Source organism: Mariprofundus erugo, from assembly GCF_005818865.1.
GTDB classification, from domain to species: Bacteria; Pseudomonadota; Zetaproteobacteria; order Mariprofundales; family Mariprofundaceae; genus Mariprofundus; species Mariprofundus erugo.
The window spans coordinates 238,242-263,523 of record NZ_VBRY01000001.1; the positions used below are offsets into that span (position 1 = coordinate 238,242).

The following is a 25,282-nucleotide window of genomic DNA, read 5'->3' on the forward strand; positions in this document are numbered from 1 at the left end:
TCTATAGGGGGGATCAAGCGGCATCAGCTTATCTTTACCGGCACTGGTTCCAGGGCTTTCGCGATGAACCCATCTATCAGGGTTTTACTCAGCCGCATTGTGGTTATACTATGCGTGGGTACTAGGAGGGGACGATGCCATATTCAAGGGTTTATGCTCGCGATATCATGAATGCAGAACCGCCGTGCTGTCTTCCCGGCCTGAATATTCATGAGCTGGCTCAGCGCTTTGCCGATGAGAACATCACGGGGCTTCTTGTGGTGGATGAGGAGCAGTCGCTGATCGGAGTAGTGACTGAAACAGATCTGATCGATCAGCAGAAAAATCTGCATGTGCCGACAGCTGTGGCACTGTTTGATATGGTGATCCCGATGGGAGAATCACAGTTCGAGGAAGAGCTGACACGGTTGAAGGCGATTACGGCCGGTGAACTGGCCAGCGTGGATGTGAAAACAGTGGGGCCGGATGTGGAGCTGAGCGAAATTGCCTCCATCATGGGTGATAACAGTGTGCATCACCTTCCGGTTCTTGATGGCGATGTTGTGATCGGTCTGATCTGCAAGCATGATGTCATCAAGGCTCTGGTCACTTACCGCTAATCCGGAGTGCAGTTTCTGGCGGTCAATGAGGCTGCGACGGTTGAGGTGGCCTGTGGACTGGCTGCCCGACTGAAGGCCGGTGATGTTGTGGCCCTGCATGGCGATCTCGGTGCAGGCAAAAGCTTTTTTTCCCGTGCGGTGATGCGGGCTCTGGGTGTCAGGGATCAGGCTCTGCCCAGTCCAACGTTTGCCATTATTCAGGAGTATGATGCGGATGGTTGTCGTGTCGCACATATGGACTGGTACAGGCTTGATGATGCCGAGGAGATAGAAATGCTCGGTGTTCGTGATTATTTTCAGCCACCATGGATTTGTCTGATTGAATGGCCCGGGAGGGCGCCGGCTCTGTTGCCCGGGTCGGTCATATCGGTGCATTTGCAATGTTGTGATGATCATGCCGATGCCAGACGCATCGACATTGATGGCTGATGCTGTGCTCGATAAGGGAGATGCTGATTTATTGCCTTCCTGGCAAAAATCAGTTCGCAAAGACAAAAGCGTGACAAAGAGGCAGGAAGCCGATTGGACGGCCAAAGGCCGCCCGAAGGGCGAGGGCATGATGCCAGAGTCATTTTATCTTTGCTTACAAATCAAGTGCTTACGCGTCTAATTTGGCGAGCCGTCCATGGCTCGCTCGGAAGCGCCGAATGAATCAACGCTTCCTAAGGGGATCATGTTGGAAAAACGGGTTGTAAAACTGGTGGTTGCCGGACCGGTCAATGCAGGGAAATCGACACTGATTCGCAGTGTCAGTGATGTGCCGGTGCTGTGTACCAATGAAATTGCCTGTGATGATGTTGCCGAGCTTAAGGAGTATACGACCGTCGCGATGGATCATGGCATCTGTTATCAGCAGGCGGATGCAGAGATTCATCTCTACGGGACTCCGGGGCAGCGCCGTTTTGATTTTATGTGGGAGATCCTGGCGGTCGGAGCGGATGGCATTGTCTTTCTTGTTGATGGTTCCGACCCGGCATCGATTGCCGAGGTCAGCTATATTCACGACTACTTTCTGCGTCAGTCAGCCTTGCCATTTGTCGTAGGCATCAGTCGCCATGACCCGGCATCTCTCTCCGGGAACCGCGCTGCGATTGCCGGTCATCTCGATATTCCTGCCGAGCTGGTCTTTGCCTGCGATCCGAGAAGTGCCAGTGAGTCGAAGGCGCTGCTTCATTCACTTTATGAGCGACTGGTGGCAACCGCCTGAGTCGCTCTTCGGTTGTCGTCGATCAGATACTCAGCTTGAAATTACCATCATGATCGGGACGGTTGTTTTGCAGGATATCATCGGCACTGCCTTTCTCCCCACTGCTGCGATCGCCTCCGATCGATGCCATTTTCATTTGCAGTCGGAGATTGTTGGCTGAATCGGCATTGCGCAGTGCCTCTATATCGGAGATGCGGCCGGACTGCCAGAGATTGAACAGAGCCTGGTCAAATGTCTGCATGCCCTGTTGCTCGCCTGCCGCCATCGCCTCCTTGATGGTATCCACTTCACCTTTAAGGATCAGATCGGCAATACGGGGGGTGTTGATCAGAATCTCAATGGCTGCCGCCCGCGAGCCGTCGACCGTTTTGATCAGTCGCTGAGACAGAATCGCACGCAGGTTCAGGGAGAGGTTCATGCTGACCTGCTGGTGCAGCTCTTCCGGGAAGAAGTTGAGAATGCGGTCCAGAGCCTGATTGGCATTATTGGCATGCAGGGTGGACATGGCCAGGTGACCGGTTTCAGCAAAAGAGATGGCGTGCTCCATGGTGTCGCGATCGCGGATCTCGCCGAGCAGAATCACATCCGGTGCTTGCCGGAGGGTGTTTTTCAGTGCCCGCTGAAATGAGATGGTATCCGATCCTACCTCTCGCTGGGTGACATAGCTCTTTTTATGGCTGTGCATGAATTCGACCGGATCCTCGATGGTGATGATGTGACCGGCCTGTGAGCTGTTGCGGTGATCGATCATGGCTGCCATGGATGATGATTTACCCGACCCGGTCGCTCCGACCATCAATACCAGGCCGCGTTTGCTCATGACGATATCCTTGAATATTTCCGGTAATCCAAGTTGATCGATGGTCGGGATTTCGGTGGTGATCTGGCGAATGACCATGCCGACCGTGCCGCGCTGGCGATAGATGTTGACACGGAAGCGTCCCATGCCGGGCAGGGCGGTGGAGAGATTCATCTCCATCTCATTGGCAAAGTCGGCCTTCTGTTTCTCGCTCATCAGGTCGCCGGCCAGTTTCTCGAGCAGGCCGGGGCTTAACGGACTGTCTCCAAGCCTGCGGATGCTGCCCTGAATGCGATAGCCGGGTGGAGCTCCGGCCATCAGATAGAGATCGGATGCGGATTGATCCACCATGACGCTGAGCAGTTGCCGGATTGAGAGTTGGTCTGTCATATGTTTGTGCCTCCGCAGGCTTTAGCGGACCAGCCATGGCCCTGCTGGATAGAGTGGTGCGATCCCGTCCATGCTGTGGTTATTCATCCGTTGCCGGCGGGGTGGGGTGATCGCGGTGGCGTCGCAGAGGCTGGCGCTCGCGCAGGCCGATATGGTCATGCAGTTCGCGCTCAATCTGTTCCGGCTCCAGGCTGTTGAGCTGAATCAGACGGGCCAGGTGTTCGTAGCTCTCCAGCTCAATATTATCAAAGCTCAGGGCGACCTCGTGGTTGATTTGTCGCGCAACCTTTGCATTCATTGAGAGCAGCAGGCCGTAAAAGTCGAGTTGTACTGCTACATGTGAATCCATATGAAGGGTGCACTCAGGTAGCTGGACATTGACGCCGCTCATGCTGATGTCGTGGGCGGTGCCATGGCATTTGCCCTGATCCTCTGTGAAGATGGTGACGTCGATAGGGAGCTTCAGGCGTGTGAAGCCGCGTTCTTCTTTTTCAATATTCACTGCAACAAACCTCCATGCTGTATTTGATGCAATCTGCATTGCTCCGATAAGCAGCCAACGAAAATGAGCAAGACAGGGGCCAATGACGTGTGATTGTCGATAGCGGCCATTTATGCTCTAATGGTTGCTGATGCGCTCATGGGCAGCAATGCTTTTATTGTACACGTGTCATCGAAGACACAGGCTTTGCCCGCAAAGGAGTGATGTATGACCGATATGCCGAATCGCCCCCGCTTGCGCTGGCTTGTATGGGCTGTTGCGCTGTTGCTGCTGGCGATGAGTGCGCTGCTGTCGTTATTGCCTGAAATGATCCGTTTCGGAGCCATGCACTGGCTGCGCGACCATGGTGCGGCAACAGCCACCATTGAGGATATCGACCTGAATCTCTTTTCCGGCTCGATGACGCTGATCGGGCTGGATGCCGGTGACGGGGTGCGGGTGAAGCGGGTATCGCTGCATCTGGACTGGGCCCCGCTATGGCATCGCACACTGTTGATCCGGTCGCTTTATCTGCATGGAGGACAATTGTCTGTTCATCAGGATGCGCAGGGGCAGTGGCAATGTGGTGATATCCGTTTTGATTCAGCTGCAGGGGCGGATGCCGTGGATGCCGGTAGCAGCCGCTGGCGCATTGCTCCGGTCGATGTCCATCTGAGTCAGGTGGACCTGCATGTTGACGGGATCGTTGCAGATCAGCCGCTTACGCTTGCACTGCCACTGGATCTGATGATGGTGCATCTGCAGGGGCGGGATGAATCCGGCGAGCATATGAGTCTTCGTTTTCAGACGGGGCCTGTGGCACTGGTGGCGGCAGGATATCAGCTGGCCTATGGCCGACTGGATGTGGCCGGGCAATGGATGCTCAGCGGTGATATGGCGGCCGTGACGCTCGGCCCCTTGCAGCTCGGGCTGGCGCAGGTGCTGCTGCGCGATATGAACGGGCAGCAGCTGTTCGGGGCGGATGCAATCGATGTCCGTGATCTTGCCTATCGGGCGGACGATGGTCTGACGGCGGCCACGGTGAGCATGGTGCAGCCGACGATCAGTGATGCATTGAGCGGGTCGGGCTCTCTTTCGCTTGCCCGGATTGAGGTGAAACAGCTGCATGCCGGCGGGGATCGCTCACTCTCGGTGGATGGCATCGCACTCTCCTCTGTCAGGGCTTCAGAAGCGCATGGCAGTCCGGCCTCGTTGCAGATCAATGGTGTGCATGCCGGCAAAGTGACGCTTGCGCCGAATGGTGCGTTGACGATGGCGGCACTTGCTGCCGACGGCATCCATGCGGATGTGCCGGCTAATGGGGACCATTTTGAAGTGCAGCGGTTGCAGGCGGATTCACTGGCCGTTGATGAAAAGCTGCAGGGAACGTTGAAAAAGCTTCTCCTGACCGGTATCAGTGGTGGTCGGCAGGGGGGCGCAGAGGATCTTCGTCTGACGCTGACCGCTTTGCAGCTCGGCCAGCTGACATTTAACGGTGATGGCGAGGCCGGTTTCAAACAGTTGCAGGCAGACGGCATGACAGCTGCTCAGGCATCCGGCGATCAGCTCGCACTGCAACAGCTGCGGGCGGAATCATTCGCCTTGCGTGCAGGGCAGCGGTTACAGCTGGCCCTTGTGCAGTTGGCCGGGTTGTCGGTGGATCGCAGCATCGGGAAGATGAAACTGCTGGGGGTGGATGAGGCAAGTCTTGCCGGGTTGCATCTTGATGGCATGCAAAAGGGTGGTTTCAGTTCGCTGGTCGTGAACGGGCTGCAATTACCTGTTGAGGGGGAGCGCTCTCCCGGCCACATTGCCCGCATCCGTGTGGAGCGGGCCGGCATGGATCATGATCACTATCGCATCGGCCTGGTGCAGATGGGGGGGATGGCCTTGCAGCTGGGGCGTTCGAAGGATGGTGCTCCGGACCTTCCCGAGCCACTGGTGGCAACCACTGCGGCGGGCTCAGGGCACGAGGAGAAGGCCGCTGCACCGGTTGCCCGGACTGCTCCGCATGTCATGATCAATGCGCTGACGGTGGATAGAGGCAGTACCATTGCCGTGCATGATGAAACTGTTTCACCACCGTTTGCCGTCAATATGACGGTCAGGCATATGCGTTTTGGCACACTGGACTTCAGTGGTGAACAAGCGGCGGATATGGATGTGCAGCTTGAACTCGATGGCAGTGCCGAAGCCTCGGCCAAAGGGCATGTGCATTTACAGACTGAGCCCTCTGCCGATATTGTGATCGGACTGAAGCGGATTCGACTGCCGGCCCTGACCGGCTATGTTGAGCCTGATTTCGGTAAATCCATTCATACCGGTCAGCTGGATCTGGACAGCCGGGTGACCATGGCCAATGGTCATATTGAAGCGAGCAACAAGCTGCTTCTGCGCAGCCTGACGCTGGGGGATAGTGCGCAGGCTGGGCAAAAGCAGCAGGGTTTTTCCATGCCGCTGGATATGTCGCTGGATATGCTGCGTGATGATCGGGGCGATATCGCGCTTGATGTGCCGGTCAGTGGCTCACTCGATGATCCGGATATCAATATTCACGATATCATCAACAAGGCGCTGCTCTCCTCTTTTTCATCGGGTGCCATGACCTATGCCGCCCTCGCCCTGCAGCCTTATGGTTCGATCATTGTGGCGGCCAATCTGGCAGGTGACATGATCAGTGCTGCGGCCAAGCCCAGGCTGACACCGATGCTGTTTGCTCCGCGTGAGGCGAAACTGTCGGAGGCCATGAATGAATACGCCGGTAAAATTGCCAGTCTGATGAAGAGCAAGGGGCTGCGTCTGCATATCTGCGGGGTCGCGACCCGTATTGAAGGAGATCAGGCTCCGACACAGCCTTCGCTGCCGGCCATGAGTGATGACCAGCTGTTGCAGCTGGCCGGTGAGCGTTCCGGCCACGTGCAGCAGGCAATTGCCGCACACGGGGTGGCGGCGGATCAGCTGTATGGTTGCCGCCCCGAAATAGACGGGGCAAAGGTGAAGGCCTCTCCGAGAGTGGAGCTGTTACTTGATTAAGGTGATGCAGCCTGGTTGTGTGAAGGCGCTTGCATCGGCTGCCGGCACTGCCCCGGATGTTGGCGTCACAGTATGACCTCTGTATGGATCGCAATGGTGGCATTTGTTGAAAGCTGGTGGCTGGAAATGACCGCCATATCACTGCTGTTGTTGCTTGTCAGTCTTGTGGCCATGCCATTTGTGGTGGCTCAAATTCCAGCGGATTATTTTGTGCATCGGCGCCGGCATCGGGGAGGCAGTCGTGTGCGCCATCGTCGTTTTGCCGGGGTGATCGCGATGTTGAAGAACGGGCTGGGACTGTTGCTGTTGTTTGCCGGGGCGGTGATGCTGCTAACGCCGGGACCAGGACTGGTGACGATGCTGGCGGGGCTGATGCTGGCAAATTACCCCGGCAAATTCCGCCTTGAGCGCTGGCTGATCAGTCGCCCGCAGCTGTTTCACATGCTTAACCGGATGCGCGAACAACAGGGGGAAATGCCGTTACTGCTGCCCGGCAAGCTGTTCCCTGATGGTTCTGTACAACAGCGGGATGCTGAATGGCTTGCTCAGCACCGGGATTGACTCCAGCCCTTCGGTCTGCCCCTCAAGCTGGCCCCGATCGTAACCGGTGGAAAAGATCAGCCGGGTATCGGGGTAGTTTGCGCGAATGGCGCGCGCAGCCTCCGGGCCATTCATGACCGGCATCACCACATCCAGCAGGACGATGTCCGGTCGCATGACTCTGCAGATATCGAGGGCCTGTTTGCCATTGGACGCCGTCATGACACGAAAACCGATCGACTCAAGTGATTCGGCAGTGGCAATACTGAGGTTGGGCTCATCATCAACGATCAGTATTTTTTCACCGTTGCTCTGCATCTGTTTATCGATTTTCATGGTGCTGTCGGTGGCATTGATATGTTCCACCAGTGGCAGGTAGACATGAAATACGGTGCCTTGCCCCTCGGTGCTGGAAACCTCGATCAGACCGCGGTGCGATTTGATGATGGCACTGCACATCGCAAGTCCCAATCCTGTCCCCTTGCCGGGCTCCTTGGTGGTGAAGAACGGGTCGAAAATATGCTCAAGATGGTTCGGGGCGATGCCATGGCCATTATCCTCAACCGATAGGTGGGCATAATCGCCGGCTCTTCCTGTTAATGCCTGCGGCGCATGGCCGGCGCTGATCCTTTCAAGCCGGATGGTGATGTTGGGACTGGTTTTACCCTGCACGGCATCGACCGCATTACCGAAGAGATTGAGAATCACCTGCTGCAACTGTGTGGGATTGCCCCTGACATGAAAATCCTCACGGCTTAGTTGTTGTTCAAGGCTGATATTTTCAGGGATAGCCAACTGGTGCAGCTTGATGGTTTCAACAAGAAACGGGGCAAGCGGAAGGTTGTCCATCTCGACCTCTTCGCTGCGGGCAAAGACCAGCATCTGCTTGATCATGTCCGCAGCCTGGAAGCCGACGGTCTCAATCCTGTCCAGTTTCTGCATCATTTCGGGATGCTCACGGGCGTGGCGCTTGGCCAGAAAAACGTTGCCCATCATGCCGGCCAGCATGTTGTTGAATTCATGGGCAATGCCGCCGACGAGAGTACCGAGTGCCTCCATCTTTTGCGCCTGGCGGAATTGCGACTCCAGTTTTTTGTGCTCGCTCAGATCCTCATGAATACCGACAAAGTGGGTGATGCTGTCACTGCCGATGCGGGTGGGGGAGATGGTCAGCATGGCCGGGTAGTAACTGCCATCCTTGCGTCGTTCGACAACCTCTCCCTGCCATACCTCTCCCGCCAGAATGGTATCCCACATCTGTTTGTAAAAACCGTTGTCCTGATTGCCGCTTTTCAGGATGGACGGGGTTTGTCCGATGGCTTCGGCGGCCGTGTAGCCGGTGATTTCACTGAATGCGTGATTGACATACTCAATGCGGCCAAACTGATCGGTGACCATGACCACTTCACCGGCCTGATCGATAGCGGCAGAGATCAGGTTGCTGTGTTGTTCGATTCTGCGGGTGCGGATAATGCTTGAAATGGCATCCGCCGCAGCATTCAGAAACTCCTTCTCTTCGGGCAGGGGGGTATGGCCGGCCTTGACGTAGAGATTGATGACACCGAGCACGATACCATCACTCAGAATCGGAGTGCAGTAATGGCCGTGGTTGTCCATATGATCAAAGGTGTGGTGATGATCGGCATCGATATGGTCACGGAAAATGATGGTGGCCTCTTCCGCCGCCTTGCCGCACAGGCACTGGCCGTAATTGAGAACGGAGCAGCGGCTCTGCAGGTCCTTGCCCAGGTTGCGCTGGGCAATCATTCTTAGTTTGCGCTCGTCATGATCAGCAAGAAAGATGCTGCCCTGTTGCTGGAAGCTCAGCCAGTCGATCGAGAGCATGATATCCAGTGTCTTGTCGAGTGTTTCCGGCAGCGGCAGCCGTTCAATGGCCGTGGCAAGAATGGCAGAGAGCGCCTGATTGATATCGGCACGTTGCTTCATTCTTGCTTCCGATGCTCTGGCCCGGCCATTGGACTCATCCAGCAGTGCGGCGACAATAATGCCGGCCTGAATCAGCAGGGCGAATATTACGATAAAGCCGGCCATGATGCCGGGCGCTATGGCATCGATGGTGGTTGCCTGTCCGGGGGGAAGGGCGGTTACCCGGACACCGATCATGGCGGTGTAGTGCATTGAGGCGATGGCCAGCCCCATCAGCATGGCAGCAGTAATCTTGATGCCGGCCTGACCGAAAATGCGTGTCTGACGCAGCCGGTTGGCGATTGCCAGGGCCGCAGCGGATACGGCGATGGCGATGATAATCGAGGCGATGATGATCGAAGGCTGATACTGCATGTCTGCATTCATGCGCATGGCTGCCATGCCGCTGTAATGCATGCCGGCAATGCCGGTACCCATGATGACGCTCATCAGCAGCAAGCGCGACCATGTCAGTTTTTCCCCTCCCTGCAGCGGGGTGATGGCAATCGCACTGACAGCTGCGGCCAGCAGCAGTGATGACACGGTCAGGGTGATGTCGTAATGCACCGGAATCGGCAGGTGCCAGGCCTGCATGGCAATAAAATGCATCGACCAGATACCGGTGCCAAGGCCGAGGCCGAAGGCAATGATCCATAACTGTGTGCTGGATCTGTCTGTGGCGGTATTGATGCGGGGTACGGTTTCCAGCGCGACCAGTGAGCAGATCATGGCAGTAACAATCGACAGCGCCACCAGCGGGATGTCGAAGTGTGCGGTTAACTCCATGGCTGGCGCTCTCCTTGTCTTCGGTGGAAGGTTATGGCGTAACCGGCTAAGGATAATTCTTAGGCAAGTGATGTGCCAGAAGATTCAAGGCGGGTATATCCATTGCGGTTTTAACGGTTTGCCTTGCCGGTTTGTATCCCGGTCGTCAGCGTTTGTCCCGCTGTCCGGAGGCTTGAACCGGGCAGGCCGATAACGACAATGGCGGGAGCAATGGAGATGAGCGGAGTGGTAGCGCCGGTACTGGTTGGATTGATGGGGTCAGGCAAGAGCAGTATCGGCAGGCGATTGGCGCGGGCGCTGGAGCTGGAGCTGATTGATCTCGACGAATATATTGTCGACAAGGCGGGTATGTCGATCCCCGCCATTTTTGCGGCGGAGGGGGAAGAGGCCTTTCGCGACAGGGAGACTGCAGCACTGCGTGAGGTGCTGGGGCGACCGGCTGTGATTGCTACCGGTGGCGGGGCTATCATGCGCGAGGAGAATCGACAGTTGCTGAAGGCGCATCCGCCGGTGATCTGGCTGAAAGCCTCGCCGAAGTTTCTCGCCAGGCGCATCAAGGGCGATAGTAACCGGCCGTTGATTGCCGGTGGTGATGTCCGCAAACGTTTGCGGGCGCTGGCGAAGATCCGTCATCCGCTTTATAAAGAGTGTGCCGATTTCATCCTGCCGCGTGCCGATATGAGCAAGGATGAGGCGATGGTGGCAATTCTTGAATTCCTCGCGAACTGGCCAAAGCGGGGGTAGTGGTGTGGTGGTGTTTATAAGGCCTGAGAGGACTTACAGCACCATGCGTACATCCGGGTGGCCATTGAAAGCTCGATAGAGGTTGTCCAGCTGCTCTCTGCTGTCGGCGGTGACGGTGATGCTGACCGAGAGATATTTTGCCGTCCGGCTGGATGTGGTATGGATATCACTCTCCTGAATATCAGTGATATGGCTGCGTGCAATGGCAGCCATCTGCTGGCTGAACAGCTCGCTGTTGATCCCCATGACCTTGATCGGGAAACGGCATGGAAAGGTGAGCGGTGAGTCGTTGTGGTCGTGATTCATGGCGCCAATGATGCGGCTGGTGGTGGTCGCTGTCATGGATATTTATGGTGATCCGGATGTCGGGTCGGTAAAAGTGTGGGTTTGGCCGGTGTACGCGATAGCAGAGTGGCCCTATACTCCCGCGCCATGACCGAAATTGTCCTGATAATGCTCTCTGCCGTGCTGGTCAATAACTTTGTGCTGACCAAGTTCCTCGGTATCTGCCCGTTTCTTGGTACCTCAGGCAAGGTGGAAACAGCGATCGGTATGTCTTTTGCCGTGATGTTTGTCATGACGCTGGCCTCGGCCGCCTCATGGCTGATTCAGGAATTTGTGCTGGTGCCGCTGGGGCTCGAGTATCTGCAGACGATATTTTTTATCCTGATCATCGCGGCACTGGTTCAGTTTATCGAGATGATGATCCACAAAACCAGTCCGGTACTTTATCAGGCGCTGGGTATCTTTCTGCCGCTGATTACCACGAACTGTGCGGTACTTGGCGTGGCGCTGCTCAATGTGCAGCAGGAGCAGACCTTTGTGACATCCGCCCTCTACGGTTTTGGCGCGGCGGTCGGTTTTGCACTGGTGCTGGTGCTGTTTTCCGGCTTGCGTGAACGCATTGAAATTTCGCCCGTACCATCCCTGTTCAAGGGGTCACCGTTGACGCTGATCACTGCCGGCATGATGTCACTGGCTTTCATGGGCTTCTCCGGCCTGGTTAAAATCTAGTCGCCATGGCCGGTTTATTGTATGCCCTGTTGAGCCTGGGCGCATTCGCGCTGTTGGCCGGAATCATTCTCGCGATTGCCCAGAAGGTGTTTCATGTCGAGGGCGACCCGATGGCCGAGAAGATTGATGCGCTGCTGCCGCAGACCCAGTGCGGTCAGTGTGGTTATCCCGGCTGCAAGCCCTATGCGGCGGCGGTGGCCGGCCATGAGGCCGACGTCAATCATTGTGTGCCCGGCGGTGAACGGACCATGCTTGCCATTGCTGATCTGATGGGGGTGGAGCCGAAGGCGGTTGAGCAGGAAGCTGCAGCTCCGATGGTCGCATTTATCCGTGAGGATGAGTGCATCGGTTGCACCCTGTGCATCAAGGCCTGCCCGGTGGATGCCATTGTCGGAGCGCCGAAGCAGTATCATGCGATCATCGCCGACCACTGTACCGGCTGCGAGCTGTGTGTGGAGCCCTGTCCGGTTGATTGTATCGATATGCTGGTGAAACCTGAGCTGATTGAGCACTGGGCATGGCCGCTACCGGAAACAAGGCGCTCCCGTATCGGGCACGAGAGGAGGGAGCAGCATGCCGGCCATGCTTAGAAATCTGGCCCAGCGGCTGGGCATGATGGCACACAGCTTTGTCGGGGGTATTCACCCGCCGCAGCACAAACTCTCCGCCGGATTGAAAAGTGAGCTGTGTCCGCTGGCACCTCTGCATATTATGCCGATGAAACAGCATATCGGCGTTGCCTGCTCACCGCTGGTGGCGGTGGGGGACCGGGTGCTGCGCGGACAGAAAATTGCCAAATCCGAAGGCTATGTTTCTGTACCGGTGCATGCGCCGACATCAGGCCGGGTGGTGCGCATCGGGGATCATGCCATACCGCATCCGTCCGGCATGGGCATTCCATCCATTTTTATTGAAACCGACGGCGATGACGCGGTGGATGAGAGCCTGGCTCCGCTTGCTGACTGGCGCAGTATGGAGCCGGCCCTGTTGCGTGAACGGGTGCGCATGTGCGGCCTGGCGGGGCTTGGTGGTGCGGTGTTTCCGACCTTTATCAAGCTGGTGCAGGATGCCCGTTTTCCGATCGAAACGGTGATTCTCAATGGTATTGAGTGCGAGCCATGGCTGACCAGTGACCATTGTCTGATGCTGGAGTATGCCGACGAAATTCTGGCGGGACTGGCCATTATCATGCATATGGTCAAAACCGATGCGGCGATTATTGCCATTGAGGATAATAAGGCGGATGCGGCCGCAGTGCTGCAGCAGGCTCTGGAGGCCCGCGATGATTTGGCTGATGTGCGGGTTGTTGTGTTGCCGACCCGCTATCCGCAGGGCGGAGAGAAGCAGCTGATTTATACCTTAACCGGTCGGGAAGTGCCTGCCGGCAAGTTGCCGATGCATATCGGTGTGCTGTGCCAGAATGTCGGTACGACCCGGGCGCTGTATCAGGCGGTGATGCAGGGACGCCCGTTGACCGAGCGCATGGTCACCGTCAGTGGTGATGCCATGCCGCGTCCCGGCAACCTGCTGGTCCGTATCGGTACGCCCATGCGCCATGTATTTGCCCAACGCGGGCTGGATGTCTTCGAGCAGGTGCGCCTGCTGCACGGCGGACCGATGATGGGTGAGTTGTTGCGCCATCCTGATCTGCCGGTGGTCAAGTCCACCAATGGCATGCTGGCGATGCGTGAGCCCACATTTATGGCGGCCCATCAGCCGGAGCAGCCATGTATCCGTTGTGGTCATTGCAGTGAGGCATGTCCGGCGGGTCTGGTTCCCAATCTGCTGGCCGATCAGTGCCGCTCCGATCAGTTCGAGCGGGCCGAGTCCTATAACCTGTTTGACTGCATTGAGTGCGGTGCCTGCTCCTATGTCTGCCCGTCGCATATTCCGCTGGTGCACTACTTCCGTTATGGCAAGGGACAGATTGCCCAGCAACGGCGTGAGAAACACTTTGCCGAAGAGTCCCGTGGTCGCTCCGAAGCGCGCGAGATGCGTATTGAGCAGGAGAAGCAGGCGCGTGCAGCCCGCCGCTCCTCTGTGCGTGCAGCCCATGTGGGGCAGAGTGATGACGGCAGCGCGGATGCTGCCGGCGAGGAGAAGAAAGACTGATGTTGTTGATGCTCTCATCTCCGCATGCACACGGTGGCGATACCATCCGTGTGATGATGCTGACCGTGATACTGGCGCTGCTTCCTGCTGCTGCGGTGAGTGTCTATCTTTTCGGCTGGCTGGCTCTGCTGCTGATTCTGCTCTGTATGGCGGCGTCACTGGCTACGGAGGCGGTCTGCCTGAAGCTGATGGGCAAGCCACTCTCCACCCTGCTTGATAACTCCGCTGCTCTGACCGGTCTGTTGCTTGCTCTGACATTGCCGGCACTGACGCCCTGGTGGATGGCGGTGCTGGGCAGTATTTTCGCCATCGTGCTCGGCAAGCAGATTTACGGCGGTATCGGGTATAATATTTTTAACCCGGCGCTTTCAGCACGTGTGATCCTGCTGATCTCTTTCCCGTTGCAGATGACCAGCTGGCTTGTGCCGATGTCAGCGGCAACGCCACCGGTTGATTTGTATGATCTCTCCACCTGCCTGACCCTCTTTTTTGCCGGACCTGATGCGCTGAAGAGCAGTCTGGATGCCATCTCGATGGCTTCGCCACTTGGCCATGTGAAAACGGAATGGACGCTTGGTGTGCCGGTTGAAGGGGCGCTGGCGGCTTACAACTACAGCTACCTTAATGCCTTTCTCGGTTTTGAAACGGGCAGTATCGGTGAAACCAGTGTGCTGGCATTGCTGATCGGCGGGGTCTTCCTGCTCGCCAGGCACAGCATCACATGGCATATCCCGTTTTCCTATCTGGCAACGGTGGCGCTGCTGGCGGCGCTGTTCAATGCCATCGATCCGGCTCATTTTGCACCACCGATGTTCCATCTGTTCGCCGGTGGCCTGATGCTCTGTGCATTCTTTATGGCGACGGATCCTGTTTCATCGCCGGTGACGCCGCTGGGGCAGATTGTGTTCGGTGTGGGTTGCGGGGTTTTGACCTGGTCCATTCGCAGTTTTGGCGGTTATCCGGAGGGCGCGATGTTTTCTGTGCTGTTGATGAACTGTGCGGTGCCATTGATTGACCATTACTGCCGGCCAAGGGTCTATGGTCATGACGGACGACGTGTATGATGCGCTTTGATCGTGAACAACTGCAGATGGTGCTGGCTCTTTTTCTGGTCGCGGCCATTGCTGCTGTGTTGCTGGGGATGACCGATCTGTTTACCCGCGAGCCGATTGCTGCAGCGCAGCGTCAGACGTTGCATCACGCGCTTGAACAGGTGTTGCCTGGCCATAATAACGATCCACAGGCGGAAGCGGCTGTGGTGGCGGGGCATGAGATTTATCCGGCCCGTCAGGATCATGCGCTGGCAGGGCTCGCCTGGGAAGTGGTGGCACCTGATGGTTATTCCGGCTCGATTCATATTCTGATTGGTCTGCGCCCGGATGGACGTCTGCTGGCGATCCGTGTCACCGACCACAAAGAGACCCCGGGGCTGGGTGATGGCATTGTCCGCAATCAGTCATGGCTGGACAGTTTCCGTGATCACGGCCTTGATGATATTCGCTGGCTGGTAAAAAAGGACGGTGGTGATTTCGATCAGTTTACCGGTGCCACGATTACGCCACGTGCAGTTGTCAAGGCAGTCAAGGGGGCACTGGAGTTTTATCGGGCTAACCGTGCCGCCATTGTCACCCGTTTTGGTGACTCGACAGATGCTGCAGTTGCAGCGGAGGTGGGCAAATGAACAGGCAGGCACTTTTTGTCGACGGCTTTTGGCATAACAATACGATTTTCGCCCAGCTGCTCGGTATGTGTCCGTTGCTGGGGGTAACCACCTCGGCCGAGAACGGTTTCTGGATGGGGGTGGCGACGTTGCTGGTATTGCTTGGCTCCAACCTGGTGGTTTCGCTGGTGCGGGGCGTGATTCCGAAAAATGTGCGCATCCCTGCCTATATCACCATCATTGCCGCATTCGTGACGATTATCGGCATGCTGATGGATGCGTGGATGCATCAGATGTATCTTGTGCTTGGTCTGTTTATTCCGCTGATTGTAGTGAATTGCGCCATTCTTGGTCGCGCGGAGGCTTTTGCCAGCAAGAACAGTGTGGCCGATTCGGTGGTGGATGCCGTCGCCGTCGGTCTCGGCTTTACCTTCGCGCTGATTCTGCTGGGCGGGGTGCGCGAGTTGCTCGGTCAGGGTGAGCTGTTCGGATTTTCGGTTTTTGGCGACAGCTATCCTGATGTGCTGATGTTTATTTTGCCGCCGGGTGCGTTTATTGCACTGGGCTTTATTCTGGCCGGAGTGAACTGGATCAACCGCCGCCTTGCTGCACGTGCTGCAGCCCGGGCTGCATCGGGTGATGCTGCGGTTGCTGTGGAGGTCGGATAATGGACTGGACGCTGATCATATTTGTACTGGTTGCTGGTGCAGGGCTTTGGTGGGCTGCATTTTATGCGACCAAGCGCATGCGTATTGAAAAAAACCGGGAGCGTGAGGAGGCCGCCAGAAAGGCGCGCGAAGCGGCTGCTGCCGGTAAGGAGGGCTGATGCCGTATCTGCACGTTCATACCAACATTGAGGTGGCTGACTCAGCCGGGCTGTTGCGGGTGCTTTCGGCAGAGGCAGCGGCCGCACTGGGGAAACCCGAGCGTTATGTGATGGTGGAGATATCGGATGCAAAGCCGATGCTTTTTGCCGGTTCCGATGCACCGCTGGCTTTTGTGGAGCTGAAAAGTCTGGGGCTGACTTCAGACCGGACGGCCGCGTTGTCACAGCGTTTGTGTGCACTGCTGTCCCGTGAAACAGGGCTTGATCCTGCCCGTATCTATATCGAGTTTGCCGCACCCGAAGCGGCGATGTTTGGCTGGGATGGGGGGACGTTCTAGTGGCTGTTCGAGAGATTCTGATCTATCCCGATCCGCGTCTGCTGCAGGTATCTTCGCCTGTCAGTTTTCCGCTTTCTGATGATGTGAAACAGTTGATCGTTGATATGGCGGATACCATGTACGATGCCCCCGGCGTAGGGCTTGCCGCACCCCAGGTGGGGGTCCCCTTGCGACTGGCGATCACCGATACGGTATGGCGTGATGAAGAGGTCCGCCATGATGACAGCAACAAGGTGGGGGGGCGCCGTGAGCTGAAGGTCTGGATTAACCCCGAGTTTGTCTGGAAGAGCGAAGAGATGGCGACCTGGGAAGAGGGCTGTTTGTCGGTTCCCCAGACCTATGGTGATGTGAGCCGTCCGGCTGCTGTGCGTCTGCGCTGGTTTGATGAAAACGGTGTTGAGCATGAGCAGGATTTTGAAGGGTTTCAGGCAGTGGCCTTGCAGCACGAGTTTGACCATCTTGATGGCAAGCTGTTCGTCGATTATCTCAGCCCGTTGAAACGTAAAATGATTACCAAAAAGATGAAGAAGTTTTATAAAGGTTCATAAAGCCGGTCGGACAGAAAAGCGCTGAGTGAATCAGCGCTTTTCTGTCCCCGTTCAGCTCAGGGTAACTGCCGTGCCCGATACACTCACCATCATCATGCTGCCATCCTTGCCAACGACCTCATAGTCGATATCAATGCCGACTACGGCATTGGCGCCCAGCTCGGCAGCCCGCTCTTTCAGCTCGCTGAAGGCGATCTCCCGTGATTTGGCCAGCTCTTTTTCATATGCAGCCGAACGGCCGCCAACAATATCGCGGATGCCGGCAAACATATCCCGGAAGATATTGGTGCCCAGAATGGCTTCACCGACCACAACGCCTTTATAGTCAGTGATCTGTTTTCCCTCGATGACAGGTGTGGTACTTAGCAGCATACGCATCTCCTTTCGATTGTTTGATTCGTGCAGGTGAGCATCAGTGCTGCACCTGCCGGTCGTCTGCGCCCATCGCTGTTGTGATGTGTTGAGTGCGCGGAGCCATTCATGCCGGAGGGCATGCCCTGCGTCCATCAATCAGAACATCAGCGGGCTGGTCTCTTTCTTGATGGCTGCCTTGACGCCCTCCTGATCGCAGGAAAGGGTGACTGTGGTAAAGTCGAGCGGCAGCGAGAGCGGCTTTTTCAGATTGAAATTGCCGGTGATGGATTTGACTCCGTCAGTGATGACCTCATAAGGAATATTGGTGCAGTCACCGGATGCCTGGATAACGATACGGGCCATTTTTGATTCACTGACAATGACGCCGGGGGTGCCGTGATCAATGGCGTAGGTATAGGTGGCAGCTGCATTTGCTGTCAGGGCTGGCAGGGTGATAAGGGCCAGCAGTGCGGCGGTACGTAACATGGGTTGCTCCTGATGATGATCTGATGGTTGAAATATCATTCGGTTGCCTATGCTACCCTGATGATGGCGGGCAGGCATGCATAATCTTGCACGGATCGATGGCGCCTAACTTGCTTGCCTGTATACGGTTGTGCTGAGTTCAGTTGCAGCCATTCGGGCGCAGGGGGAATCAGGGTTACATGCACGCAATGCTTAAAAAGATCCTGCAAAGCGGGTTGCCTGAAGTGGGGCAGCAGGACTGTGCTGCACTGGCGAGTCTGTTGTGCTGTCAGCCGGTGGAGCGCTCAACGGCTGATTTTTCCGATCTTCTGGTGGCTACAGGGGCGATGCCCGACACACTGCTGCACCTCCTGATGAGCTGCGAAAACGCATTGATTCAGCAACTGGCAGCAACGGCTGAGCCGAAGTCGCTGGTACTGCTGGCGCAGTGTCTGGATCAGATCAAGGCCTTGCAGCAGTCGATTCTGGCGGCTTTCGCCAGACAGATGCTGGTGCCGTTCAAGCTGAGTGAGTTTGGCGCATACAGCTCAGGCTGGGCGCAGCAGGGGTTTGTGCAACTACATAATTATTATCACGAAATGCCTGTCTCTGCCCGTGCCGGTTATCTGACCGGTGCAGCGATGCATATCGAGGTGGCTCTGTCAGCAGAGGTGGCCCGGGTGTTTGCTGCTGCGGGAGAGCAGCGGCAGGCATATGCGATGTGTCCTGATGGTAGCCGGATTGTACGCTTTGGTGGTGGCAAGGTTGTCGCCAGCAGCTTGCGTCTGGAGGTGCTGGCGATTGAGCCGGCCCGGCGGGAGCGGCGCAAGGTGGTACGTGTGCAGCCGGAAACGGCGCCGGAGCTGAGATTGATGCGGCATGGGGAGATGGTGGTTGCCACCATGCATGATATCTCCGTCGACGGTGTGGGGCTGGAGCTGGCCTCACAGGTGGGGCTGCAGCCTGGAGAAACGGTGGGATGTTTATGGCGGCTGGATGCAAACAAAATCTATATCGAGGCGATAGTCCGCTGGGTGCATGAGGCGGATGGCCGTTGTCAGGCAGGCCTTGCTTTTACTTCCCTTGGTCCATTCAGTGAGTTGATTCAGAAGCTTGTCATGTCCGAGCAGCAGAAGATTGTGGTGCGCTTGCGGGCGCTGCCGATTCCATTTTGGATGAACGTAGCATAAGGAGGCGCTGATTCATCCGGCACCTGTCCGTTTTTTGTCAGTTGGCTTATGCGCGCCGGCTCGTAATATTGGCGGCATGAGACTTACTAAAGAATTCAGAGATCAGTTTATTCAGCATGAAATGCGTACCCATGGCCGTAAAAACGGCTTTGTGACCACAGGTCAGGAGGCACGGTTGCTGCACTGGTTGCCGTTGATCGGGCTGCCGAAAGAGAAAACGCTGGCCGATGCCAATATTCCGGCCGGCTCTCCTGTTGTGATGGAGATCGGTTTCGGTAACGGTGATTTTCTTGTGCACCTGGCGCAGAACCATCCTGACTGGACGCTGATCGGTGTGGAGATCTATCTGCCGGGTGTGGCCAAGGCGGTGGGGCGCCTGGAGGATGCCGGCTTTATTGAACGAACCCGTATCACGCAGCTGCCGGCCCAGTTTGTTCTTGAACATCAGGTGGGAGAGGCTTCGCTCGACGGGATTCATATCAACCATCCGGATCCGTGGCCGAAGGCGAGGCATCACAAGCGCAGAATTATCCAGAAGGATTTTGCCGAGCTGATGGTGACAAGGCTCAAGCCGGGCGGATATATCAAGCTTGCCAGTGACAAGGCGGATCTGGCCGAGTGGATGCGTGATATTCTCGATGCAACCCCGGGGCTCGAAAATGTTGCCGGCACAGGCTGTTTTGTTGAACGTGATGAGGATCGTCCGGAAACCAAGTTCGAGCAGCGCGGTTTGCGTGCCGGTCGTATCAGCCAGTTCCTTCATTATATCAAGCGCGCCTAAGGAAGCGCTGCTCTGCGGGTGATGCGAGCTTGCGCGTCTGCATTTGTGCTATACTGCCAACGTTCCCCGGTCGACTGACCGGGGCAATGTGGCAAACACTGCGGGCGGAAGCGGAGGAACAGATGTTCTTTGATTTATTCAGAAGCAGGCAAAGTCAGGCAAGCCAGCTTAGTCGCGATCGCCTGCAGGAGCTGGTGTTACATTTCCTGATGCAAATGGCATGGCTGGATGGCCAGCCCGATGAGCGCAAGAAGGAGTTGCTGAGCAAAATTCTTGTGCAGGTTTACCGTTTTGATAAAGAGACGGTGCACCGGAAAATAGATGCCTTTGACCCTGCCCATCAGGACTCCCACCTGGCACTGGGGGCTCTGCGGGCGCTTCCGGTTGGCGAGCGCGTGCAGCTGCTGCGCGATTTATGGGCTGTTGCCATTGCCGACGGGAGAGCTGCAGAGCGGGAGCAGGCTCTGTTTTATCGGGCCGCCAAGCTGCTCGATATCGAGGATAATGATTTTCTCGAAAAGTGTATCAAGGTGAAGGCCGAGCACTGATTTTTTTCAGGTGGTCGGGCCGGAAATGATTATCGGTTCGGATGAGTTGATGAAGGGTCGTTTGCCGCCTATGCTGCAACCATGCATTTTATCTCTCCCTCCAGTTCAGAGCATGCAGTGGTGATGGATCTGCCGGTTGTCGCCATTGGCGCATCTGCAGGCGGCCTTGAGGCGTTAAAATCACTGTTTGATCATACGCCGGCCGATACCGGTGCGGCCTTTATTGTGATCTCACATATGGATCCGACCCATACCAGCATGCTGGCAGAGATTCTTGCGCGTCACACAGCCATGCCGATATCGGATATTACCGATGGCACACTGGTTATGGCGAACCGGATCTTTGTCATTCCGCCCGGTTATGATTTGAGTATCAGTCACAGCGTGTTGCGTTTGCACGAGGCGAAGAGGAAGGGCGGTCTGCGCCTGCCGGTCGACAGCTTTTGCCAGTCGCTGGCCCATGAGCGGAATGAAAATGCGATCGGCATTATTCTTTCCGGTACCGGCAGCGACGGCACGGCCGGGATGAAAGCGATCAAGAGTTTCGGCGGCCTGGTGATTGTGCAGAAGCCGGATGATGCGCAATATGATGGCATGCCTGCCAATGTGATGGCGAGCGGCGCGGCCGACTATATTTTGCCGGCGGCAGAAATAGGTTCGGCACTGCAGCGTTATCTGCAGCACTGCCGAGCGCGCGGTTTTCTGGGGACCCGTATCAGTCATCTGGATAATCAGAATGATGATTACTACGCCATTCTTTCAGCAATACGGCGGCAGCTCGGTTATGACTTTTTTTCCTATCGCAAAAGCACCCTGCTGCGTCGTATCAAGCGACGTCTGGCGGTGTTGCATCTCGACAGTATCGCGGATTACGCCGCCTACATACTCAGCCACCATAAAGAAACGGAAGAGCTGTTTATGGATATGTTGATCGGCGTAACCAGTTTTTTCCGCGATCCTGATGTATGGGGTGAGTTGCAGAAGGAGTTTATTGCCAGGCTTGGGGAGGATGGCAGGCAATCGCTGCGCATATGGATGCCGGGGTGTGCCACCGGTGAGGAGGTATATTCTCTGGCGATCATGCTGCAGGAGCATATCGCCAGAAAAGGCATACACCTTGATTATCAGATTTTTGCCACCGATATCGACAGCCGTGCCCTGGCCAGCGCTCGCAGTGGCATCTACCCTGAAAATATTGCCGATACCCTCTCTGCCGAACGGTTGCAGCGCTTTTTCAGTCACGAGGGGAACCATTATCGAGTGTTACCTTCGCTGCGCGCCGGCATTGTTTTTTCCGAGCAGAATCTGCTCAGTGACCCGCCATTTTCCAAACTGGATGCGATTATCTGTCGGAATCTGTTTATTTACCTGCAATCCGAGGCTCAGGCCCGTGTACTTGAGATCTTCCATTTTTCACTGAATCCACACGGCTATCTGCTGCTGGGCAATACCGAATCGATTGGCCATCAGACGCATCTGTTCGAGACCATTTCGAAAAAGTGGCGCCTGTTCCGCCGTATCAACAGCGGTAAACAGCGCAATCCCGGCCTGCTGGCGCGCCAGTTTAAATCCTCCGCCTCGATGCAGGAGGCTGCTGATTTACAGCGACGGCCGCCAGTGCCACGTGTGAGCGAGATTGCCACCCAGGTACTGCTGAAGGAGTACGTGCCGGCCTCGGTGTTGATCAATAGCAAATATCAGGTGCTCTATCACTATGGTGATACTGCCGGTTATCTTCATTATCCGACCGGTGAGTCTACCCATGATCTGTTTGCGCTGTTGCGTGAAGGCCTGGGAGCACGCGTACGAACGGCGATTCATAAGGCTCTCAAGGAGAAAAAGGGCGTTCGTGTCGAGGGGGCCAGGATCCAGCGGGATGATCAGCTGATGCACGTCAACCTGAGAGCCAAGCCACTGGCTGATTTTGAGGGTGGCGAAGGTTTAATCCTGATCAGTTTCGAAAATGCCTCACATCAGGGCAGCATCTGCCCGCTTGATACGGATGATCTTCAGCCTGACAGCCAGCCCCTGATCAAACAGCTTGAGCAGGAGCTTTTGAGTACACGTGAGGATTTGCAGAACACGATCGAGGAGCTGGAGTCCTCCAATGAGGAGCTCAAGACGGCCAATGAGGAGGCCATGTCCTCCAACGAGGAGCTGCAGTCTTCGAATGAGGAGCTGGAAACCTCGAAGGAAGAGCTGCAGTCCTATAATGAAGAACTTAATACGGTTAACAGTGAGCTGCAGGAAAAGATTATTGCACTGGAACAGGCCAATACCGATCTGAATAACCTGATGACCAGTTCGGATAACGCTTCGGTCTTTCTTGATGCAGCACTGCAGATTCGCTTTTTTACGCCAGCCTCGCGCCGGTTATTCAATCTGATCGCCAGCGATATCGGGCGTCCGCTTTCGGATATCGCGGCAAAATTTGATCATCCTCAGCTGTTGCAGGATATTGATGCAGTCTTGCAAAACCGGCAGGGGGTTAACCGGGAGGTGCGCGACCATCGTGGAGATTGGTATAACTGTCGCATTCTTCCCTACCGCTCACTGGGTAACGAGATGACAGGGGCCGTGATTACCTTTGATGATATCACGGCGGTAAAAATGGCGATGGAGGAGATCCGGGAGCACCGGGAGCAGCTGCATCTGTTTATTCAGTATGCACCGGCAGCGATTGCCATGTTTGACTGCAACATGCGCTATATTGCTGCCAGCCGGCGCTGGCGTACGGATTTCAACCTTGGTGAGCGGGAGCTTGCCGGCCTCAGCCACTATGATGTGTTTCCCGATCTGCCCGAACGCTGGAAAGAGATTCACCGCCGTTGCCTGGCCGGAGCGGTGGAATCATGTGATGAGGATCCGTTCCCGCGTGCCGATGGCAGCATCGACTGGGTGCGCTGGCAGGAGCTTCCCTGGCGCAACTCCCATGGTGAAATCAGTGGCGTTATCATTTTCTCCGAGCTGATTACTGAACGTAAGCAGGCCGAGCAGTTACTGCGGGATTCGCAGCAGCTGTTTCGCGAAACCTTTGAGCAGGCTGCGGTTGGTATTGCGCATGTGGGTATTGACGGAGAGTGGTTGCGTATCAACCGGCGTCTGGCCGCCATGCTCGGCTATACGCATGACGAATTGCTGGGCAAGACCTTTCAGCAGATTACTCATCCGGATGATCTCGATGCCGATCTGAAGCTGATGCAGCAGTTGATTGATGGCGTGATTCCTCATTATACGCTGGAGAAGCGTTACCTTCTCAAGGATGGCGCACCGTTATGGATCAACCTGACCGTGGCGCTGGTGCGCAATGAGCAGGGCGAGCCCGATTACTTTATTGCGGTGATTGAAGATATCAATGAGAGAAAACTGGCTCAGGAGCGCTTGCAAGTCAGTGAAAAGACGCTGCGTCAGGCACAGGAAACGGCTCATATCGGCAGCTGGAGCTGCGATGGCGGGGGGCGGATTACCTGGTCGGATGAGCTTTATCACATTTTCGGTCTTGATCCGGCCGTGTTCACTCCCGATTGTGGCAGCCTTGCCAGTCTTGCCCATCCTGACGATCGCTTGCTGATGCAGAAGTGGGTGGAGCAGTGCCTTGCCAGCCAGGCGCCGTTGCCGGAGGTGTTCCGTATCATCAGGCCGGATGGTGTGGAGATTTATGTGCGCTGCCAGAGTGAGGTGGTGAGCGATGGCGAAGGCAGGATCCTGTCGGTCAATGGTACGGTTCAGGACATCAGCGAGCACAAGCAGCTTGAAGAGCAGTTTATTCAGGCCCAGAAAATGGAGGCTCTCGGCACGCTGGTGGGGGGGATTGCCCACGATTTTAATAATATCCTCGCAGGTATGACCGGTAACCTCTATCTGGCCGGTCTGGATGAGACAGCTCATCCCGAAACCCTGGAGCATATCCGCAACGTCGACCACCTTTCCATGCGGGCATCCGAGCTGATTCGGCAGTTGCTGACGTTTGCCCGTAAGGATCGGGTCAATATGAAGCCTCTGCCTTTACCCTCCTTTATCAAGGAGATGATCCGCTTTTTGCAGTCAGCCCTGTCCGAGAACATCGCCCTGAAGGTCGATGTGCCTGATCATCCGCTGGTGATCAGGGGTGATGCCACCCAGCTGCATCAGGTGGTGATGAATCTGGTCAATAACGCCCGTGATGCATTGGCTGGCCGGGAAAATCCGAAGATCTCAGTGGCACTTGTGCCTGTGCATGGCGATGAGTCATTCAGGCGCCTCCATCCGGAGGCGGAGGCCGGCGATTATGTCGATGTGCGGGTGCAGGATAATGGTTGTGGTATTCCGGCCGATTTGATCGAGCATATTTTTGACCCGTTTTTTACCACCAAGGAGCAAGGCAAAGGAACCGGGCTCGGTTTGGCGATGGTGTTCGGAGCAGTGAAGACCCATCACGGTTTTATTGAGGTGGAGAGCAGTGATGCCGGAACCTGCTTCCATATCTATCTGCCACTGGTTGATGCCGAGCCGGTGCCGGTGGATGTGGTCGCGACACAGGTGGTCAGTGGCCATGGCGAGCTGATTCTTCTTGTTGATGATGATCCGCAGGTGATTACGGTGGGGGCGCGGGTATTGAAGCGGTTGGGCTATCGGGTGCTTGAGGCGCACAGCGGTGAGCAGGCGGTGGCGCTGTTTTCTGCCAGTCAGGATGAGGTCGCGCTGGTGGTGATGGATCTTGTCATGCCGCACATGAGCGGGGTGCAGGCCGTGGAGAAGATCCGAATGATCAAACCTGAGGCAAAAGTGATTTTCTGTACCGGCTATGACAAGGAGCTGGCGCTGCCGCAGGATGCGCTGGCCAATGCCGATGTGACCATTGTAAAGCCATATAATATCGATGATTTTAGTCGGGTGATCCGGCAGGTGCTGGTCGGATAGAGGCGTTGCCGGATGTGCTCCGCTACAGGCATGAGGACAGCG

General features: G+C 56.2%; 25 protein-coding genes. 19 read left to right on the forward strand and 6 right to left on the reverse strand.

The window, feature by feature from the left end:
* Window positions 1-134 precede the first annotated feature (134 nt).
* The 3 genes from FEF65_RS01105 (at window position 135) to FEF65_RS01120 (ending at window position 1,806) form a co-directional block, all read left to right on the forward strand.
* Window positions 135-599: a CBS domain-containing protein gene (locus FEF65_RS01105; RefSeq protein WP_138237931.1), complete on the forward strand. Its 465-nt coding sequence runs from the start codon at window positions 135-137 to the stop codon at window positions 597-599.
* A 6-nt stretch (window positions 600-605) separates the two neighbouring features.
* A complete protein-coding gene (gene tsaE, locus FEF65_RS01110) occupies window positions 606-1,028 on the forward strand; it encodes a tRNA (adenosine(37)-N6)-threonylcarbamoyltransferase complex ATPase subunit type 1 TsaE (protein ID WP_138237932.1) in 423 nt (140 codons plus the stop codon).
* Window positions 1,029-1,224: 196 nt separating this feature from the next.
* Complete coding sequence (locus FEF65_RS01120; protein ID WP_138237934.1) at window positions 1,225-1,806, forward strand: GTP-binding protein; 582 nt, start codon at window positions 1,225-1,227, stop codon at window positions 1,804-1,806.
* Between the two features lie 22 nt (window positions 1,807-1,828).
* Here FEF65_RS01120 and FEF65_RS01125 read toward each other — a convergent pair whose 3' ends face one another.
* Complete coding sequence (locus FEF65_RS01125) at window positions 1,829-2,995, reverse strand: PilT/PilU family type 4a pilus ATPase (protein WP_138237935.1); 1,167 nt, start codon at window positions 2,993-2,995, stop codon at window positions 1,829-1,831.
* A gap of 79 nt (window positions 2,996-3,074) precedes the next feature.
* A complete protein-coding gene (locus FEF65_RS01130) occupies window positions 3,075-3,497 on the reverse strand; it encodes a PilZ domain-containing protein (protein ID WP_161595146.1) in 423 nt (140 codons plus the stop codon).
* Between the two features lie 207 nt (window positions 3,498-3,704).
* Here FEF65_RS01130 and FEF65_RS01135 point away from each other — a divergent pair, with 207 nt between their 5' ends.
* Together FEF65_RS01135 and FEF65_RS01140 are read left to right on the forward strand one after the other, a co-directional pair.
* Complete coding sequence (locus FEF65_RS01135) at window positions 3,705-6,509, forward strand: DUF748 domain-containing protein (protein WP_138237937.1); 2,805 nt, start codon at window positions 3,705-3,707, stop codon at window positions 6,507-6,509.
* A gap of 72 nt (window positions 6,510-6,581) precedes the next feature.
* Window positions 6,582-7,070: a hypothetical protein gene (locus FEF65_RS01140; protein WP_138237938.1), complete on the forward strand. Its 489-nt coding sequence runs from the start codon at window positions 6,582-6,584 to the stop codon at window positions 7,068-7,070.
* Here FEF65_RS01140 and FEF65_RS01145 read toward each other — a convergent pair.
* Entirely contained in the window at window positions 6,990-9,761 is a 2,772-nt protein-coding gene (locus FEF65_RS01145; protein WP_138237939.1) for an MHYT domain-containing protein, read from the reverse strand. The genes FEF65_RS01140 and FEF65_RS01145 overlap by 81 nt on opposite strands.
* A gap of 216 nt (window positions 9,762-9,977) precedes the next feature.
* On the opposite strand from FEF65_RS01145, the gene FEF65_RS01150 reads away from it, so the two are divergent.
* Complete coding sequence (locus tag FEF65_RS01150; protein ID WP_238701097.1) at window positions 9,978-10,505, forward strand: shikimate kinase; 528 nt, start codon at window positions 9,978-9,980, stop codon at window positions 10,503-10,505.
* A 33-nt stretch (window positions 10,506-10,538) separates the two neighbouring features.
* Here FEF65_RS01150 and FEF65_RS01155 read toward each other — a convergent pair whose 3' ends face one another.
* Window positions 10,539-10,847, reverse strand: coding sequence for a YbeD family protein (locus tag FEF65_RS01155; RefSeq protein ID WP_138237940.1), 309 nt, complete (start codon window positions 10,845-10,847; stop codon window positions 10,539-10,541).
* A 90-nt stretch (window positions 10,848-10,937) separates the two neighbouring features.
* Here FEF65_RS01155 and rsxA point away from each other — a divergent pair, with 90 nt between their 5' ends.
* From rsxA to def, 9 genes are read left to right on the forward strand one after another with little or no spacing between them, the layout of a single operon-like run.
* The gene (rsxA, locus tag FEF65_RS01160) at window positions 10,938-11,519 is read left to right on the forward strand and encodes an electron transport complex subunit RsxA (protein ID WP_138237941.1); all 582 of its coding nucleotides are present in this window, start codon (window positions 10,938-10,940) and stop codon (window positions 11,517-11,519) included.
* Window positions 11,520-11,524: 5 nt separating this feature from the next.
* Window positions 11,525-12,109, forward strand: a complete 585-nt coding sequence (gene rsxB, locus FEF65_RS01165; RefSeq protein ID WP_138237942.1) for an electron transport complex subunit RsxB — start codon at window positions 11,525-11,527, stop codon at window positions 12,107-12,109.
* Window positions 12,093-13,631: an electron transport complex subunit RsxC gene (gene rsxC, locus FEF65_RS01170; protein WP_138237943.1), complete on the forward strand. Its 1,539-nt coding sequence runs from the start codon at window positions 12,093-12,095 to the stop codon at window positions 13,629-13,631. Before rsxB ends, rsxC begins: the two co-directional genes overlap by 17 nt.
* The gene (locus FEF65_RS01175; protein ID WP_138237944.1) at window positions 13,631-14,695 is read left to right on the forward strand and encodes an RnfABCDGE type electron transport complex subunit D; all 1,065 of its coding nucleotides are present in this window, start codon (window positions 13,631-13,633) and stop codon (window positions 14,693-14,695) included. Before rsxC ends, FEF65_RS01175 begins: the two co-directional genes overlap by 1 nt.
* Window positions 14,692-15,312, forward strand: a complete 621-nt coding sequence (locus tag FEF65_RS01180; RefSeq protein ID WP_238701098.1) for an RnfABCDGE type electron transport complex subunit G — start codon at window positions 14,692-14,694, stop codon at window positions 15,310-15,312. Before FEF65_RS01175 ends, FEF65_RS01180 begins: the two co-directional genes overlap by 4 nt.
* Window positions 15,309-15,959 (forward strand): electron transport complex subunit RsxE, encoded by a 651-nt coding sequence (rsxE, locus tag FEF65_RS01185; protein ID WP_138237945.1) that lies wholly within the window; start codon window positions 15,309-15,311, stop codon window positions 15,957-15,959. The genes FEF65_RS01180 and rsxE overlap by 4 nt, the downstream gene beginning before the upstream one ends.
* Window positions 15,959-16,117, forward strand: a complete 159-nt coding sequence (locus tag FEF65_RS13465; protein ID WP_170304400.1) for a hypothetical protein — start codon at window positions 15,959-15,961, stop codon at window positions 16,115-16,117. Before rsxE ends, FEF65_RS13465 begins: the two co-directional genes overlap by 1 nt.
* Window positions 16,117-16,455, forward strand: a complete 339-nt coding sequence (locus FEF65_RS01190) for a phenylpyruvate tautomerase MIF-related protein (RefSeq protein WP_138237946.1) — start codon at window positions 16,117-16,119, stop codon at window positions 16,453-16,455. The genes FEF65_RS13465 and FEF65_RS01190 overlap by 1 nt, the downstream gene beginning before the upstream one ends.
* Window positions 16,455-17,003 (forward strand): peptide deformylase, encoded by a 549-nt coding sequence (def, locus tag FEF65_RS01195; protein ID WP_138237947.1) that lies wholly within the window; start codon window positions 16,455-16,457, stop codon window positions 17,001-17,003. Before FEF65_RS01190 ends, def begins: the two co-directional genes overlap by 1 nt.
* Window positions 17,004-17,054: 51 nt before the next feature.
* On the opposite strand, the gene FEF65_RS01200 is transcribed toward def, so the two are convergent.
* Complete coding sequence (locus FEF65_RS01200; protein ID WP_138237948.1) at window positions 17,055-17,375, reverse strand: heavy metal-binding domain-containing protein; 321 nt, start codon at window positions 17,373-17,375, stop codon at window positions 17,055-17,057.
* A 138-nt stretch (window positions 17,376-17,513) separates the two neighbouring features.
* Window positions 17,514-17,843, reverse strand: coding sequence for a hypothetical protein (locus FEF65_RS01205; RefSeq protein WP_138237949.1), 330 nt, complete (start codon window positions 17,841-17,843; stop codon window positions 17,514-17,516).
* A gap of 179 nt (window positions 17,844-18,022) precedes the next feature.
* Here FEF65_RS01205 and FEF65_RS01210 point away from each other — a divergent pair, with 179 nt between their 5' ends.
* From FEF65_RS01210 to FEF65_RS01225, 4 genes are all read left to right on the forward strand, one after another.
* Window positions 18,023-19,012: a PilZ domain-containing protein gene (locus FEF65_RS01210; RefSeq protein ID WP_138237950.1), complete on the forward strand. Its 990-nt coding sequence runs from the start codon at window positions 18,023-18,025 to the stop codon at window positions 19,010-19,012.
* Window positions 19,013-19,088: 76 nt separating this feature from the next.
* Window positions 19,089-19,793, forward strand: coding sequence for a tRNA (guanosine(46)-N7)-methyltransferase TrmB (trmB, locus tag FEF65_RS01215; RefSeq protein WP_138237951.1), 705 nt, complete (start codon window positions 19,089-19,091; stop codon window positions 19,791-19,793).
* 122 nt (window positions 19,794-19,915) lie between these two features.
* Window positions 19,916-20,341, forward strand: a complete 426-nt coding sequence (locus FEF65_RS01220; protein WP_138237952.1) for a TerB family tellurite resistance protein — start codon at window positions 19,916-19,918, stop codon at window positions 20,339-20,341.
* Window positions 20,342-20,422: 81 nt separating this feature from the next.
* Window positions 20,423-25,240, forward strand: a complete 4,818-nt coding sequence (locus FEF65_RS01225) for a PAS domain S-box protein (RefSeq protein WP_138237953.1) — start codon at window positions 20,423-20,425, stop codon at window positions 25,238-25,240.
* Window positions 25,241-25,282 lie beyond the last annotated feature (42 nt).

What these genes read in the sequence shown, in the direction of transcription:
- FEF65_RS01105 (WP_138237931.1), top strand. Translation starts at nt 135, where the DNA reads ATGCCATATTCAAGGGTTTATGCTCGCGATATCATGAATGCAGAACCG.
- FEF65_RS01120 (WP_138237934.1), top strand. Translation starts at nt 1,225, where the DNA reads ATGGCTCGCTCGGAAGCGCCGAATGAATCAACGCTTCCTAAGGGGATC.
- FEF65_RS01125 (WP_138237935.1), bottom strand. Translation starts at nt 2,995, where the DNA reads ATGACAGACCAACTCTCAATCCGGCAACTGCTCAGCGTCATGGTGGAT.
- FEF65_RS01135 (WP_138237937.1), top strand. Translation starts at nt 3,705, where the DNA reads ATGACCGATATGCCGAATCGCCCCCGCTTGCGCTGGCTTGTATGGGCT.
- FEF65_RS01140 (WP_138237938.1), top strand. Translation starts at nt 6,582, where the DNA reads ATGACCTCTGTATGGATCGCAATGGTGGCATTTGTTGAAAGCTGGTGG.
- FEF65_RS01145 (WP_138237939.1), bottom strand. Translation starts at nt 9,761, where the DNA reads ATGGAGTTAACCGCACACTTCGACATCCCGCTGGTGGCGCTGTCGATT.
- FEF65_RS01150 (WP_238701097.1), top strand. Translation starts at nt 9,978, where the DNA reads ATGAGCGGAGTGGTAGCGCCGGTACTGGTTGGATTGATGGGGTCAGGC.
- FEF65_RS01155 (WP_138237940.1), bottom strand. Translation starts at nt 10,847, where the DNA reads ATGACAGCGACCACCACCAGCCGCATCATTGGCGCCATGAATCACGAC.
- rsxA (WP_138237941.1), top strand. Translation starts at nt 10,938, where the DNA reads ATGACCGAAATTGTCCTGATAATGCTCTCTGCCGTGCTGGTCAATAAC.
- rsxB (WP_138237942.1), top strand. Translation starts at nt 11,525, where the DNA reads ATGGCCGGTTTATTGTATGCCCTGTTGAGCCTGGGCGCATTCGCGCTG.
- rsxC (WP_138237943.1), top strand. Translation starts at nt 12,093, where the DNA reads ATGCCGGCCATGCTTAGAAATCTGGCCCAGCGGCTGGGCATGATGGCA.
- FEF65_RS01175 (WP_138237944.1), top strand. Translation starts at nt 13,631, where the DNA reads ATGTTGTTGATGCTCTCATCTCCGCATGCACACGGTGGCGATACCATC.
- FEF65_RS01180 (WP_238701098.1), top strand. Translation starts at nt 14,692, where the DNA reads ATGATGCGCTTTGATCGTGAACAACTGCAGATGGTGCTGGCTCTTTTT.
- rsxE (WP_138237945.1), top strand. Translation starts at nt 15,309, where the DNA reads ATGAACAGGCAGGCACTTTTTGTCGACGGCTTTTGGCATAACAATACG.
- FEF65_RS13465 (WP_170304400.1), top strand. Translation starts at nt 15,959, where the DNA reads ATGGACTGGACGCTGATCATATTTGTACTGGTTGCTGGTGCAGGGCTT.
- FEF65_RS01190 (WP_138237946.1), top strand. Translation starts at nt 16,117, where the DNA reads ATGCCGTATCTGCACGTTCATACCAACATTGAGGTGGCTGACTCAGCC.
- FEF65_RS01200 (WP_138237948.1), bottom strand. Translation starts at nt 17,375, where the DNA reads ATGCTGCTAAGTACCACACCTGTCATCGAGGGAAAACAGATCACTGAC.
- FEF65_RS01205 (WP_138237949.1), bottom strand. Translation starts at nt 17,843, where the DNA reads ATGTTACGTACCGCCGCACTGCTGGCCCTTATCACCCTGCCAGCCCTG.
- FEF65_RS01210 (WP_138237950.1), top strand. Translation starts at nt 18,023, where the DNA reads ATGCACGCAATGCTTAAAAAGATCCTGCAAAGCGGGTTGCCTGAAGTG.
- trmB (WP_138237951.1), top strand. Translation starts at nt 19,089, where the DNA reads ATGAGACTTACTAAAGAATTCAGAGATCAGTTTATTCAGCATGAAATG.
- FEF65_RS01220 (WP_138237952.1), top strand. Translation starts at nt 19,916, where the DNA reads ATGTTCTTTGATTTATTCAGAAGCAGGCAAAGTCAGGCAAGCCAGCTT.
- FEF65_RS01225 (WP_138237953.1), top strand. Translation starts at nt 20,423, where the DNA reads ATGCATTTTATCTCTCCCTCCAGTTCAGAGCATGCAGTGGTGATGGAT.